This is a genomic window from Catellatospora tritici (genome assembly GCF_019083965.1).
GTDB lineage: Bacteria > Actinomycetota > Actinomycetes > Mycobacteriales > Micromonosporaceae > Catellatospora > Catellatospora tritici.
This window is the reverse complement of sequence record NZ_JAHRCY010000030.1, coordinates 24,876-37,681: the sequence shown is the minus strand read 5'-3', so window position 1 is coordinate 37,681 and position 12,806 is coordinate 24,876. Positions and strand designations below refer to the sequence as shown.

The following is a 12,806-nucleotide window of genomic DNA, read 5'->3' as shown; positions in this document are numbered from 1 at the left end:
CGGAGCGCCGATCGGTCGCTCGGCAGGAACACCGTCGAGTGTCGGTATGCCGAACGGGCGACAGTCAACCACGGCACACCGCCTTCGGCGTCAGCCCCGCATGCTCGATCGATGACGAACGTGATGAACCGCCGCCGCGCCCTGGCGGGTCTCGGCGCGCTCGCGGCGCTGGCGCTGCTGCCCGGGTGCAAGGAGGCGGTCGAGGCCGCGGCGAACAGCTGCCCCGAGGATCCCGCCGAGTCCGGCGGCATCACCTGGAACCCTGACATCGGCCGCCCTGTCTTCTGGGGCGTGCAGGACCTGACCGCCGCGGTCCACGGCACGCCGCGCGACATGCGCGTCTACTACCCGAGCTACGACGGCGCGACGGCGAACGCGCCGATGCTGAAACTGTGCCTGACCGGTTGGCCCCTGGTCCTGCTGCTGCACGGCCAGCCTCCGGCCGGGGTTCCGCTCACCGGCTACCACGCCAAGTGGGAGCGGTTCGCCGCCGTGCTGGCCCGCTGCGGATACGTCGTCGCGGTGCCCAGTCACCCGGCGCTGCTGTCCCAGAACGGCGAGGACCCGGCTCTCACCGACGCGGCGAACTACCTGGCCTGGGTACGCAACCAGTGGGACCACCGCCGCTGGGTGTCCCACCAGGCCGACTCGACGGCCGTCGTCGGACACTCCTACGGCGGGCTGCTCGGGGCCAGGGTGATGGCCGCGAACCCGGCTTTCGGCGCGTTCGTGAGCCTCGGCGCGCCGTACGCGGAGATCAACGACCGGATGGCGGTGCTCACGTCGATCGGGCGGCCGTCGTTCTTCGCCTGGGCGACGGAGGGCAACAGCCTGGGTCAGATCTTCGAGGACCTCGACGGCCCGACCCACATCTGGGACAACCTGCCCCAGCCCCGGTACGCGGCGGTCTACGAGGGCGAGCACTTCGACTACCTGCGCCCCCAGGACGTGGGTAGCGATCTGCGCGGCCCGTGCCCGCTGGTCGGCGGGGCGATGGCGGACCTGGTCGCGCTGTTCCTGGCCACGCACGTGCCGGTGCCCCTGGGCCGAACCCGGGTGCCGGTCGAACTGACGCCGCCCAAGGTCGAGCTGACTCCGCAGCAGGAGTTCTTCGCGGGCGCCCACCTGCAGGGCGTAGCGCAGTTCCAGGCGACCCCCGGCTGCCGCCTCGACCTGCGCTGGAACGTGGACGGCAAGCAGGGGTCCCGGACCATCAAGGCGAACTGACGCGTTGCGCGCCGCCTATACCTAGAACTACTATGTATCGCAGTTCTAGGGTTAGGCGGTGTCCTCGTGCACATCACGAAAGATCTCGTCGCGGCCTCGGCTACTCCCCTCGTGCTCGGCATCCTGGCCGAGGGCCAGAGCTACGGATACGCGATTCTCAAGCAGGTCAACGACCTGTCCGGCGGCCACCTCGAATGGACCGACGGCCTGCTCTACCCGCTGCTGCACCGGCTGGAGCGGCTGGGCCACGTCGAGTCGACGTGGGACAGCCCGCCCGGCGGGCGGCGACGCAAGTACTACCAGATCACCGAACAGGGCCGGGCCGAGCTGGCCGAACAGCGCCAGCAGTGGGCGGCGGTCGTCGAGACCCTGCGCGGCGTCTGGAACGCCGGACCGGCGACGCTGCGCCCGATCACCGCACCGGGATGGGGGATGGCATGACCGTCGACAGCGATGAGGAGCTGGAGCGCCAGATCGCCGAGTGGCGGGCGTACGTGCGCAAGCGCCGCACCCTGCACCAGCCCGACGCCGACGAGCTGGAGGACCACCTGCGCGGCCGGATCGCCGACCTCACCGCCTCGGGCCTGCGGCCCGACGAGGCGTTCCTGATCGCGGTCAAGCGGATGGGCAGCCTCGACGAGCTGTCACGCGAGTTCGCCCGCGAGCACTCCGACCGCTTATGGAAGCAGCTGGTGCTCACGGGCGACGACGGCGGTGGCTCGACCGGCGGCGACCGGCGCGACCTGCTGGTCATGATCGCGTTTGCCGCCGCCGCGGCGCTGGCGATCAAGGTGCCCAACTGGCTCGGCGTCGACATCGACGACAGCGCCTTCTACCTGCGCAACTTCAGCCTGTTCGCGCTGGCGCCGCTGACGGCGTACTTCGCGTGGCGCCGCCGCCTGCAACCGCTGCTCATCGGGGTGCTGGCGGTGCTGTTCGGCGTGGGTGCGGTGGCGGTCAACGCCTACCCCATGGACGAGTCCTCGGCGCAGACCCTCGTGCTGGCCGGAATCCACCTGCCGCTGGCGCTGTGGCTGGTGGTCGGCGTCGCGTACGCCGCAGGCCAGTGGCGCTCGCAGCAACGCCGGATGGACTTCATCCGGTTCACCGGCGAGTGGCTGATCTACTTCGCGCTGCTGGGACTGGGCGGCGGAGTGCTGATCGGCATCATCGCGGGCACCTTCAACGCCATCGGCCTGAACCCGGAGGTGTTCATCAGCGAGTGGCTGCTGCCCTGCGGCGCGGCGGCGGCGGTCGTGGTCGCCGCGTGGCTGGTGGAGGCCAAGCAGAGCGTCATCGAGAACATGGCGCCGGTGCTGACCAAGGTGTTCACCCCGCTGTTCACGGCGACCCTGCTGACCCTGCTGGGCGCCATCATCGTGACCAGCAACGGCATCAACGTCGACCGCGACGTGCTCATCCTGTTCGACGTGCTGCTGGTCGTGGTGCTCGGGCTGCTGCTGTACTCCGTGTCGGCCCGCGACGCGACGGCCCGGCCCGGCATCTTCGACAAGCTGCAGCTCGCCCTCGTGGTCAGTGCCCTGCTCGTCGACGTCCTGGTGCTGGCGGCGATTCTCAGCCGGATCACCGAGTTCGGTTTCACCGCCAACAAGACCGCGGCCCTGGGCGAGAACCTCATCCTGCTGGCCAACCTCGGCTGGTCGGCGTGGCTGTTCCTCGGCTTCATCCGCGGCCGCAAGGCGTTCGGCGTGCTGGAGCGCTGGCAGACCAGCTACCTCCTGGTGTACGCCGCCTGGGCCTGGGTCGTCGTGCTGGTCTTCCCACCCCTGTTCGACTTCGCCTGATCACAGCCGTCCGCCCCGGCTCCCACGAGGGAGCCGGGGCGGCGGCTGCACCAGCAGGGCCGCGACAGCGGGCGGCTCCCCGGTCAGCTCCGACAGAGGGGTCATGACCCGAAGATATCGACCTGCGTCAACCGTCGCGAGTGGACCTCGCACGCCGATCGAGACGTACGCGAAACACGGTCTTTACATCCCCCCGCCGTCTCTCTACTGTGAACGTTCACAGACTCCGCTGGCCCGCGATATCCCTACTGTCAAGGCAACCTGCGGAGCCTCGTCTGTGCGACGTTCTGTGAACGTTCACAGATGAACCGCCTGTTCGCGCACGGGGGATCTACCCGCAACACGTCTCGATTCAAGGAGGTTGAGATGACCGTGTGGCACCGCCGTCCGAGAGCACGGGCCGCCCTGCTGTTCGTGACCGCGTTCCTGCCCGCCATGCTCGTCGCCGCGCCGCCCGCCGCGGCCGCGAACACGCTGACCATGCTCGGCGCCGACGTGTCGTCCGTCCAGCGCAGCCTGGACCTGGGGGCGAAGTACTACGACGCCGCCGGAACGGCCAAGGACCCGTTGGACATCCTCAAGGGCATCGGCGTGAACTACGCCCGCCTGCGGGTCTGGAACAACCCCGCCAGCGGCTACAACAACAAGGCCAAGGTGCTCGCGTACGCGAAGACCGTCAAGGCCAAGGGCCTGAAGCTGATGGTCGACTTCCACTACTCCGACACCTGGGCCGACCCGGGCAAGCAGTACAAGCCCGCCGCCTGGGCCAGCCACGGCATCAGCCAGCTGCAGACCGACGTCTACAACTACACCTACGACGTCTGCAACAGTCTGAAGGCCCAGGGCACCACGCCCGACAGCATCCAGATCGGCAACGAGATCAACGTCGGCATGCTGTGGAACGACGGCAAGGTCGTCAACAACGACTTCACCAACCTGAGCCTGCTGCTCAAGTCCGGTTACAACGCCGTCAAGGCCTGCAACAGCGGTACGCAGGTGATCATCCACACCGCCGACGCGGACAGCATGGCCAACGCGCGGTGGTTCTACGACGGGATCAAGGCCAAGGGCGTCGCCTGGGACATCACCGGCCTGTCGTACTACTGCATGTGGCACGGGACCCTGACGAACCTGTACAACGTGATCGTCGACGTGAAGTCGCGCTACGGCAAGCCGGTCGTGCTGGCCGAGACGGCGTACCCGTTCACCTCGGCCAACGCCGACAGCGAGGCCAACTCGATCAGCGGGTCCGCGCCGTGCTCGGGATACGCGGCGAGCTGGAGCGGACAGGCCACGGAGTTCACGCACGTGCAGAACACCGCCCGCAACGCCGGGGCGATCGGCGTCTTCTACTGGGAGCCGACCTGGTACGCGATCTCGGGCAACGGCTGGGATCCCGCCAACATCAACGGCACCGGTGACCAGTGGGACAACATGGCCATCTTCGACTGGACCGGCCACGTCAACCCGAACGTCGTGTGGACACCGTGACCCTGCCACAGGTCTGAAGGAAATGCCCGCTCCCGCTGTCGACGTCGGCCGCCTCCCTACCGGCCGACGTCGACAGCGGCCAGGTCAGCGGGTCGGCCGAGCCGGCGCACGGGGAGGGGTGCCTCGCGCCGTGGGCGCGGGGCGGTGGCGCAGGTCGCCGCGGACATCGGTGGCCGACGCCGCTCGACCAGCTCCGGTGTCGACCGCTGCTCGTACGCCGTCATGAGGTTCTCCTGCGCTGTTGAGGAGTCGATGCCGCTCGCCCGGTCGGAACCATCGCGGTGACCCCGGCAGCGCCGGAACGCTCGGGCTGCTGTCGTGTGGTGCTCGCGGGTTTGCGGTCGACGCAACGTGGACATCCACGATGGCAAACACGGACTGGAGGACCGGCGATGACCGACGACATGATCGCCCGTGTCGCGTTGGCTGCCTTCGTGCTGGCGGTGGCGCTACGCTGCTGGCTCGCCGCCCGCGCGTTGCCGCAGACACACGTCGTGGACCCCACGCCGCTGCGGTACGACGACGAAGGCACTCGGATCATTTCGGACTCCGTCGGCGCCCGGCGATCGCCCCATCGGGCTCGTCGTCCACGCCCCTGCCAGTGCAGATCAGCGACCTGCCAGCCACGGACCGGCAGGTGGCTGGTCCGTGCCGCCGGCGTCGCCTGACGAACCGGGGGGCGCCCGCGAACGGGGCGTCAGCGTGGTCTCGCGCGGCTCCGCTGGTGCGGCGGCCCCTCGCCCAGCGGGCATGATCCCGCCTGCGGGCCACGACCGACGCGCGGCACTCGAACGGTGCTGACCTGTGTTTTTACTGGAGCACCGGAGCGGCCGGTCGCCAGGACGCCTGACGGACGGGCATCTCGGCCAGCCAGACGGCGGCCAGGTCACCGAGGGGCACGTCGAGGGCCTGGCTGAGGCAGACCACCGTGCCGAACGCCGGTGCGGGCAGACGGCCCGCCTCGATCTTGCGCAGCGTCTCAGGGGAGATACCGGCCGCCAGGGCCACCTCGACCAGGCTGCGACCGGCCCGCGCGGCCCTGAGGGCGACGCCGAGGCGCTGACCCGCGGCGATCTGTTCGGCGGTGAGCGGTTGGCGAACCATGACAGCAGGATACCCCCGAAGCATCCCGACCTGGCGTGGTATAAAAATACCGCATACGGAGAAGGGGGTCGTCGTGATCGAGCTCAAGTCCGCCGAGGAGATCGGCCGGATGGCGGTGACCGGCCAGTTCGTCGGCGAGCTGCTCGCCGAGCTGAGCGGTATCGCCACGGTCGGCGTCAACCTGATGGACCTCGAACACCACGCCCGCCGCCGGATCAGGGAGCGCGGCGCCGAATCCTGTTACTGGGACTACGCCCCCTCGTTCGGCCGGGGCCCGTTTCGCAACGTGCTGTGCCTGTCGGTCAACGACGCGGTGCTGCACGGCCTGCCGCGCGACTACGTGCTGCGCGACGGTGACCTGCTCAGCATCGACATGGCGGCCGGCATCGACGGCTGGGTCGCCGACTCCGCGCTCTCCGTCATCGTCGGCACCCCCGACCCGGCCGACCTCAGGCTGATCGAGGCCACCGAGGTCGCCCTGGCGGCAGGCATCACCGCCGCCCAGCCCGGCGGCCGCCTCGGCGACGTCTCCGCCGCGATCGGCGAGGTCGCCCACTCGTACGGCTACACCGTCAACGGCGAGTTCGGCGGCCACGGCATCGGCCGCACCATGCACGAGGCCCCGCACGTCGCCAACAGCGGCCGCGCCCGCCGCGGCATGAAGCTCGTCCCCGGCCTCACCATCGCCATCGAGCCCTGGTTCTGCCGTACCACCGACAGAATCAGGTTCGACGCCGACGGCTGGACGATCCGTTCCGCCGACGGCTCCCGTACCGCCCACTCCGAACACACGGTCGCCATCACGGATGCCGGCCCCCAGGTCCTGACCCGCCGCCCCACCCACGCCACGGCCGATTCCACCAGGAAGCCCGCCGCGGCCTCCTGATCGACCGCCCTGGGGCAGAGCGCTGCTTATTGATCAAATCCCAGCCGCACGCCTCGACCCGCCGCTCAGCATGCGTGCCGTCCCGTCAGCCCTACACCGTCGCGATCTCGAAGTGCACCGGCGCGGCCCGGTCCGGCGGAGCGCCGAGCGCGAGCAGGTCGACATCGGTGCGCTGCGCCCGCAGCCCGGACAGCGCCCGAGTCAGCGGATCTCGGACGTCCAGGCCGATGGTGAGAAACGAGTGCCGCCCGTGCAGCCGGTTGCAGGCGTGCCTGACCAGGGTGCGCAACGTCGCCGGGTCGGACGCGCACGGGTTGACCACCGTGCGATAGCTCAGTTCCCCACCCGTACGCGGCAGTCGGGGCACCCCGAACAGCGGCGCCGCGACGTTGAAGGCGACCCGGGCCGCCGCCAGCCGGGGCGAGTAGCCGGTGACGCGCATCTGCTTGATGTCGTGCTGATCCCACAGGCCGACGAACCCGGCGAGCTCGCCGCCGGGGCGCCGGGCCACCAGGTACTCCAGGCCCGGTCGGGTGAGCGGGAACGATTCGCAGACCGGGGCGAACTGGCGGGACGCGGCGACGCGGCGCCACAGCTCGACCATGTCGGGCTCGTCCGCGTGGTCGGCCGCGGCCACCGTGAGGTCGGTGGGCGGGATACGCCGACGGGTCAGCAGGTCGATGCTGTGCGATCTGATGGTGGCCTGTCGGCGTATCCCGGGTTCGACCCGCTGCCGCAGCATCTCGACAGCGTTGTTGCCGGTCAGGACGGTGGCGATCAGCGGTGCGTTCGGGCCGACCAGCTCCCGGGCGGTGGTGCGCGCCCACTGCGCCAGCACGCGGGCGACCCCGCGCCGCCGGTACGCCGGATGCACCTTGAGGTCGCCGACGTAGCCGAGCAGATCCGGGCGGCCGTCGAGGAAGGATGGTCGGCGGGCGACCGCGACGCAGGCGATCGGGCCGTCGTCGCCGTCGACGACCCCGACCCGCCAGGCGTCCCCGGCGATCCGGTTGAGCGCGAAGAAGTCGGGCCGCCGGTCGACGCACAGCGACAGGTCGCCCGCCATCGCGCCCAGGGTCGCCAGGGCGACCAGCGCCGCGTTGTCCTCGGGCCGGGCGTCGCGGACTCTCATGGCGTCACCTCGCAGAGCGCGAAGCGCCGCTGGCACAGGCTGCGATCGGTGCGCATCAGCTCCTCGCCCCGCGCCCGGTCCTCACGGACGGCGTCGCGCCAGCGCGGCGGCACCTCGGTCCAGCCCACGAAGTTGCGGAAGACCAGCCGGGCCCCCGGCCGGGCGGTGCGGACGATCTCGGCGAACAGCTCGTCGATCTCGGCAGCGGTCAGCCACTCGCAGATGTTGGACAGGGCGAACCCCGCCATGCTGCGGTCCGGCCGGGTACGCAGAAAGTCGGTGAACGCGCCGTCCACCAGCCGGAGACGGTCCACCGGCACCACCGCGTCCAGATAGCGCGGACGGCATCCCTCCGGATAACGGCCGGTCAGCAGGTACCGCAGGAAGTAGTTGCCGCCGATGTCCAGGTCGGTCAGCGTGTGCTCGGCGACCTGGCGGAAGTGCCGGGCGTAGCTGGCATCCTCGACGTGGGCGAAGAACCGCTCGTCGTAGGTGCGTCGCAGCACCAGCCGGTTGCACAACACCCGGAACAGCAGCCGCCACCCCAGGGTGTCCCACTCCCGGCGGTAGAACTCCCGCTGGTGCTCGAGTGTCGGCAGGGTCAGCAGCGTCTCGATCCGGCGCCGGTGGGTCACCCGCAGGCACCGGGCGATCAGGCGCATCAGCCGCTCGGTGACCCCGGCCCGCAACACTCCGGAGTCGATCGCCGGTGCGTGTGCGTCCCAGTGCGCGCGCGCCCCGGGCGTGAGCACGCCCCGGATGCGCTCGTACGCCTGCCGCCGCGCGGCCGGTGCCATGGGGACGCCACCGAGCAGCCCGAGCGCCGAGCCGGGCGCCAGTTCCGCGACCGCCGCCGCCTTCAGCTCCACGAGGTGGTTCTGGGTGCGGTTGACGTCGACGGCGACGACCTCGGCCGCACCCGCGGCGAGCAGCGAAAGCGCCGTACAACCGGCCGAGCTCACCACGGCGATCGGGCCGTCCCACCGCCCGGCGAAGGCGGCGATCTCCAGCTCCGGATCCTCCCGGACCTGGGCGAAGTACAGCCGGTCGGCGACGGCGCCGGACAGCTCGGTGCGCCGTACGGCCTGCGGCCGCGGTGGCGCCGTGGGCTGTCGCGGCACTTCAGTCCGCTGTGACACGGAAGCTCCTCTCGATCAGGTCGGCGCACGCCGCCTCGACCAACGCCGTGGCGTCCTGCGCCTGATAGCCGTGCCAAGCCGCCCGCAGCCGGTCGGTCCGGAAGTGTTTGGGTAGGTAGAGCTGTTCGGCGAACGGCGCGACGGAGGCGAGCGCCGGCTGTAGCGAGCCGCCGCGCAGCCGCCGGGCGGCCTGCGCCATGTCGTGGAAACTGTCCCGGTCGCAGGGGATCGGGCGGGGCAGCATTCGCCGGCGAAAGCCCGGATCCCGCTCGAAGACCGCGAAGGCGGTGTCGATCGCGCTGCCGAGCGTCACCGGGCCGGAGCAGACCTGGTAGATCCCCGGCGACGCGGCGAGCAGCGCCGTCACGGCGTTGACGGTGAACTCCGCCGTGGCCAGGCTCAGGGGCGTCGCCGGGTCGCCTGGCAGCAACGTCAGCAGCCCGCAGTGGTAGAGCCGGATCGTGTGGTGGAACGCGTTGTACTGGCCGACGGCCCCGGCCGTGTCCTCGGCGATCACCGTCGGCAGGCGTGCCACCGTCACCGGCAGTCCCGGCGCCTCGAGCAGACACTCCTCCGCCAGCCACTTCGACCATTCGTAGTGGTTGACGAAGCCGGTGTCGTCGTGGCGGATCTCGTGGACCTCGCCGCGACGTCGGCCCGCGCTGTAGAGCGTGGACAGCAGCATCAGCCGGTCCAGCCGGTCGCAGCGTTGCGCGAACTCGCGTAGGCGGGCCGTCCCGGCCACGTTCACCTGGTCGGCGGTGTCGCGGCTGACGTCGAAGCGGATGACGGCGGCGGCGTGGATGATCCGGGTGATCCGCCGGGGGTCCAGGTGTGCGAACGGGTCGGCCTCGCGCAGGTCGACCGGCACGACGGGGGCGTCGGTGATGCGGGCCAGCCGGGCCCGCTTGCGGGCGAGTTCCGTTTCGTCGGCGCAGCGCACCGCCAGGATCAGGTCCTCGCCGTCGAGCGCGGCCGTGATCCGCTGCCCGAGGTAGCCGTCCGCGCCGGTGATCAGTGTGGTCATCCGGCCACCGCCTGTCCGGCCGCGGCGAGCAGGTCCGGCCAGCCGCAGGGCTTCGGGCCGTGCCGGTCGACCAGCGCGTACAGCCATCGCTCGAGGCCGAAGGCGACGCAGGCGGTGGTGGCCGGGGCGCCCTCGCGGGTGATGCCGAACGCCGACCCGAAGTGGTCGTGGTGCAGGTTGGCCGACCCGAGGGCCAGCGTGCCGCCGTAGGTCGCCTCGTGTTTGACCGGCTGGACGCGCTGCAGGAGGTGACCGGGGTGGCGCTCGGGCCGGAAGAACGGGTCGGTCGCCGGGGTCCAGTCCACCGGCAGGTCGATCAGCAGGGCGAAACGGTCCACCGCCGCGCGGGCCTCGGCCAGGAATGACGCGGTCTCCTCGGCCGTACCGAGGCACACGATCTCCCGCATGGCGAAGGCCCACTGGCGGCGCAGCGGCTCGTACTCCGGCTCCCGCCGGAAGCAGGTGTTGCGCGTGGTCACGTAGTCGGCTGCGGGCAACCGCTCCCCCTGGTGCGCGTCGTAGACGTGGTAGCAGGCCGCCGGGGTCAGCACGGCGGTCACCGGGGCCGTGCGGGTCAACGCGACCGCCCCGGACCGATCCACCACTGGTCCGTCGGCGAACTCGCCGAGGTTGGCGTCGGCGGGATCGAGCGCCATCGCGAAGGTGACCTGGTGTGGGAAGGACCGCAGGTGCCCGGCGAGGGACGAGGCGGGCAGCGTCATCGCGTACGCCTCCTCCCGCGAACGCCACCGGCTCGCGAGGCGTCGAAAGGCGCGGTCGCAGTCGTCCGCGAGCGCCAGCAGTGGCCCGGTCAGTCCGGCCTGGCCGCAGGGGTCCCAGCGCAGCCCGATCCGGGCCAGGTCCGTCCAGGCGTTCACGGCTGCCTCCCGAAGCGCGCCAGCATGGCGTCGATGCCGTCGAAGTCGCCCATCCGCAGCTGCTCCACGTCGATGGGCGCGCCGCGCAGCCGCTCCAGCAGGATGATCAGCTCAGGCAGGTGCACCGAACGCAGGACGCGCAGCGTGAACAGCGGCGTCTCATCGGTGATGGCGACGTCTCCGGCGTACCGTCGCACGAACATTCGCAGCTCCGCGCGGATCTCGGTGTCAGAACGCATCGGTCGGCTCCTCGGTGAGGACGCCCGCCGCCGCCAGGAAACGCAGGCAGCTCGCCGAGACCCGGCGCCGGTGGGTTCGCTGGGCGGGCGCCGACCAGGCCGCCTCCGCCAACTCCCACGGCTGGTCGAGCCCGGCGTCGGCGTAGACGTCGGGATGGTAGAACTCGCGCCAGGTCGCGGTCACGAACCGGCTGAGGTCGGCGCGGATCTCGGCGACGGTGGACTGATCCCAGTCCGTGGCCCGCCAGAGCGCCGTCACGAGGTGGCGGCCGAACACCAGGTGCCGGGTCTCCTCGCGGTGGTGGTTGTCGTTGATGAAGCGGGCCAGGGGATGCAGCCGCCCGTCGCGGGCCTGGACCCGGTTGTAGTGGTCCACGATCTCCTCGAAGATCAGCGTCTTGGCGAAGAACAGGAAGTCGTCGACGTCGCGCGGCCGGTCTGACCCGAACGACGCCTGACGGCTGCGGTAGACCCGCGCGTACCGGGTGCAGAACCCGCCGAAATAGACGCTGTGCTTGTTCTCCTCGTCCAGGAAGTGGTGCAGGTAGCCGGCCGAACCGGCCAGGTCGCCGCGGTAGAGCCGCGCGGCCAGCCCCTGTATCAGCGCCTTCTCCCCGTGGATGTTGAGGCTGTAGAAACCGGCCGCCTCGTGGAACGCGACCCGGCGGCGGGCCAGGTCGTCCAGCTCCGCCCAGACCGGCGTGCCGTGGAGGCTCACGTACTCCGGGGTGCTGAACCAGTCCTGCTCGGGGTCCACCGCCGACGGCCAGTCGACCAGGGTGTACGGGTTCTGGTACGCCCCGACCGACAGCCGGCTCAGCCGGTCGGCGGTCTGCGACACCTGCGCCAGCGCGGTCGCCAGCCCGCTCATCGCCCGACCACCTCCAGCACCGCGCACTGCCAGTTGAGCCCGAACCCGGCCATCGGCAGCGCGATCCGCTGTCCGGGCCGTGCCTGCCCCGAGTCGAGCAGCGCCGACAGGTTGACGACGACGTCGGCGGAGATGACGTGCCCGACGTCGGCCAGCGTCGGGGCCCAGACCCGGGCATGGTCGAGGTCCAGCAGTCGGGCGAGGATCCGCCAGGCCTTCTCGTGCGTGTTCTGGGTGACCACCCAGTCCAGTTCGGCCGGGGTCAGCCCGACGCGCGCCGCGGTCTCCCGGACCAGCCGGTGCGTGTAGGCGAAGTACGTCCCGACGGTCTCGTCGTCGCCCGCCCGGCCCAGGCCGCCGTTGGTGATCTGGTGCACGGTCAGCAGGCGGCACACGTCCGGGTCCCGCCCGACCACGCAGGCCGCCGCCCCGTCCGAGATCAGGTTGTACGCCTGCTCGCGCCAGGCGCCGACGGGAAACCGATCGGCGGTCACACACAGCACCCGACGCCAGCCCGGCTCGGTCGTGAGCAGCGCACCCGCCACCCGCAACGCTCCGAGCACGCCGGTGCAGGCCTGCTGATGCAACCCGACCACGATCGCCCGGGACAGGCCGAACTCGGCCTGCAGCCGCCCGGCCGGGAAGTCCATCAGGTCCTTGACGTCGCGGATGGGACCGGTGCCGGTCTCGCCGGCGGGCAGGCACGTGGCGTACACGATCGCGTCGACGTCGGTGAGGTCGCCGCGGTCGGCGATCTCCGCGACCGCCGCGCGTGCCAGGTCGTACGCGGTGTCGTCCGGTTCGCACACGTGGTGCCACTGGAATCCGGCCGCCGCCAGGTCCTCCGGAGCGGACTGGAGCAGTCCCTCCTCAGCCGACTCGCACAGGTGCCGCTTCCGTGCGCCCAGAACGTGGGTGAAGGATCCGATGTAGAGCCCATCCATGGATCCCATGCTGGTCCGGGCAGGCCGCACGCGCATGAGCATCCGTACTCAGATGTCGCTGAG

Annotated in this window: 15 protein-coding genes; 6 read left to right on the top strand and 9 right to left on the bottom strand. The window is 70.9% G+C overall.

The features are described from left to right. The first annotated feature begins 111 nt into the window (after positions 1-111). The 4 genes from KUA19_RS37910 to KUA19_RS37895 all read left to right on the top strand — a co-directional run bounded on the left by KUA19_RS37910 (position 112) and on the right by KUA19_RS37895 (position 4,523). Complete coding sequence (locus KUA19_RS37910) at positions 112-1,227, top strand: alpha/beta hydrolase (protein ID WP_217404084.1); 1,116 nt, start codon at positions 112-114, stop codon at positions 1,225-1,227. 66 nt (positions 1,228-1,293) lie between these two features. Then, the gene (locus KUA19_RS37905; RefSeq protein WP_217404082.1) at positions 1,294-1,668 is read left to right on the top strand and encodes a PadR family transcriptional regulator; all 375 of its coding nucleotides are present in this window, start codon (positions 1,294-1,296) and stop codon (positions 1,666-1,668) included. Next, a complete protein-coding gene (locus tag KUA19_RS37900; RefSeq protein ID WP_217404080.1) occupies positions 1,665-3,032 on the top strand; it encodes a permease prefix domain 1-containing protein in 1,368 nt (455 codons plus the stop codon). The genes KUA19_RS37905 and KUA19_RS37900 overlap by 4 nt, the downstream gene beginning before the upstream one ends. A gap of 366 nt (positions 3,033-3,398) precedes the next feature. Next, the gene (locus KUA19_RS37895; protein ID WP_217404078.1) at positions 3,399-4,523 is read left to right on the top strand and encodes a glycoside hydrolase family 53 protein; all 1,125 of its coding nucleotides are present in this window, start codon (positions 3,399-3,401) and stop codon (positions 4,521-4,523) included. Between the two features lie 56 nt (positions 4,524-4,579). On the opposite strand, the gene KUA19_RS37890 is transcribed toward KUA19_RS37895, so the two are convergent. Next, on the bottom strand, positions 4,580-4,747 hold the full coding sequence (locus KUA19_RS37890; RefSeq protein WP_217404076.1) for a hypothetical protein: 168 nt from the start codon (positions 4,745-4,747) through the stop codon (positions 4,580-4,582). A 168-nt stretch (positions 4,748-4,915) separates the two neighbouring features. On the opposite strand from KUA19_RS37890, the gene KUA19_RS37885 reads away from it, so the two are divergent. Further along, positions 4,916-5,191 carry a hypothetical protein gene (locus tag KUA19_RS37885; RefSeq protein WP_217404074.1) on the top strand — a complete coding sequence of 92 codons (276 nt, stop codon included), beginning with the start codon at positions 4,916-4,918 and terminating at the stop codon, positions 5,189-5,191. A gap of 142 nt (positions 5,192-5,333) precedes the next feature. Here KUA19_RS37885 and KUA19_RS37880 read toward each other — a convergent pair whose 3' ends face one another. Next, positions 5,334-5,627, bottom strand: coding sequence for a helix-turn-helix domain-containing protein (locus tag KUA19_RS37880; protein WP_217404072.1), 294 nt, complete (start codon positions 5,625-5,627; stop codon positions 5,334-5,336). Positions 5,628-5,700: 73 nt separating this feature from the next. Between KUA19_RS37880 and map the strand changes: the two genes are divergently transcribed. Beyond that, positions 5,701-6,513 carry a type I methionyl aminopeptidase gene (map, locus tag KUA19_RS37875; protein WP_217404070.1) on the top strand — a complete coding sequence of 271 codons (813 nt, stop codon included), beginning with the start codon at positions 5,701-5,703 and terminating at the stop codon, positions 6,511-6,513. Positions 6,514-6,604: 91 nt separating this feature from the next. On the opposite strand, the gene KUA19_RS37870 is transcribed toward map, so the two are convergent. Genes KUA19_RS37870 through KUA19_RS37840 form a run of 7 tightly spaced genes read right to left on the bottom strand, consistent with a single transcriptional unit; the run spans position 6,605 to position 12,743 of the window. After that, entirely contained in the window at positions 6,605-7,645 is a 1,041-nt protein-coding gene (locus KUA19_RS37870; RefSeq protein ID WP_217404068.1) for a GNAT family N-acetyltransferase, read from the bottom strand. Then, positions 7,642-8,784: a DUF3419 family protein gene (locus tag KUA19_RS37865; RefSeq protein ID WP_217404066.1), complete on the bottom strand. Its 1,143-nt coding sequence runs from the start codon at positions 8,782-8,784 to the stop codon at positions 7,642-7,644. The genes KUA19_RS37870 and KUA19_RS37865 overlap by 4 nt, the downstream gene beginning before the upstream one ends. Continuing rightward, positions 8,768-9,811, bottom strand: a complete 1,044-nt coding sequence (locus tag KUA19_RS37860) for an SDR family oxidoreductase (protein ID WP_217404064.1) — start codon at positions 9,809-9,811, stop codon at positions 8,768-8,770. The genes KUA19_RS37865 and KUA19_RS37860 overlap by 17 nt, the downstream gene beginning before the upstream one ends. Next, positions 9,808-10,689: a class-II aminoacyl-tRNA synthetase family protein gene (locus KUA19_RS37855; RefSeq protein WP_217404062.1), complete on the bottom strand. Its 882-nt coding sequence runs from the start codon at positions 10,687-10,689 to the stop codon at positions 9,808-9,810. Before KUA19_RS37855 ends, KUA19_RS37860 begins: the two co-directional genes overlap by 4 nt. Then, positions 10,686-10,928, bottom strand: a complete 243-nt coding sequence (locus KUA19_RS37850; RefSeq protein WP_217404060.1) for a hypothetical protein — start codon at positions 10,926-10,928, stop codon at positions 10,686-10,688. Before KUA19_RS37850 ends, KUA19_RS37855 begins: the two co-directional genes overlap by 4 nt. After that, complete coding sequence (locus tag KUA19_RS37845) at positions 10,918-11,799, bottom strand: diiron oxygenase (RefSeq protein WP_217404058.1); 882 nt, start codon at positions 11,797-11,799, stop codon at positions 10,918-10,920. The genes KUA19_RS37850 and KUA19_RS37845 overlap by 11 nt, the downstream gene beginning before the upstream one ends. After that, positions 11,796-12,743, bottom strand: coding sequence for a 3-oxoacyl-[acyl-carrier-protein] synthase III C-terminal domain-containing protein (locus KUA19_RS37840; protein ID WP_217404056.1), 948 nt, complete (start codon positions 12,741-12,743; stop codon positions 11,796-11,798). The genes KUA19_RS37845 and KUA19_RS37840 overlap by 4 nt, the downstream gene beginning before the upstream one ends. Positions 12,744-12,806 lie beyond the last annotated feature (63 nt).

Excerpts from the sequence above, each read along its gene's own strand:
- KUA19_RS37890 (WP_217404076.1), bottom strand. The coding sequence starts at position 4,747 with ATGACGGCGTACGAGCAGCGGTCGACACCGGAGCTGGTCGAGCGGCGT.
- KUA19_RS37880 (WP_217404072.1), bottom strand. The coding sequence starts at position 5,627 with ATGGTTCGCCAACCGCTCACCGCCGAACAGATCGCCGCGGGTCAGCGC.
- KUA19_RS37895 (WP_217404078.1), top strand. The coding sequence starts at position 3,399 with ATGACCGTGTGGCACCGCCGTCCGAGAGCACGGGCCGCCCTGCTGTTC.
- KUA19_RS37870 (WP_217404068.1), bottom strand. The coding sequence starts at position 7,645 with ATGAGAGTCCGCGACGCCCGGCCCGAGGACAACGCGGCGCTGGTCGCC.
- KUA19_RS37910 (WP_217404084.1), top strand. The coding sequence starts at position 112 with ATGACGAACGTGATGAACCGCCGCCGCGCCCTGGCGGGTCTCGGCGCG.
- KUA19_RS37850 (WP_217404060.1), bottom strand. The coding sequence starts at position 10,928 with ATGCGTTCTGACACCGAGATCCGCGCGGAGCTGCGAATGTTCGTGCGA.
- KUA19_RS37900 (WP_217404080.1), top strand. The coding sequence starts at position 1,665 with ATGACCGTCGACAGCGATGAGGAGCTGGAGCGCCAGATCGCCGAGTGG.
- KUA19_RS37885 (WP_217404074.1), top strand. The coding sequence starts at position 4,916 with ATGACCGACGACATGATCGCCCGTGTCGCGTTGGCTGCCTTCGTGCTG.
- KUA19_RS37860 (WP_217404064.1), bottom strand. The coding sequence starts at position 9,811 with ATGACCACACTGATCACCGGCGCGGACGGCTACCTCGGGCAGCGGATC.
- KUA19_RS37840 (WP_217404056.1), bottom strand. The coding sequence starts at position 12,743 with ATGGATGGGCTCTACATCGGATCCTTCACCCACGTTCTGGGCGCACGG.
- KUA19_RS37845 (WP_217404058.1), bottom strand. The coding sequence starts at position 11,799 with ATGAGCGGGCTGGCGACCGCGCTGGCGCAGGTGTCGCAGACCGCCGAC.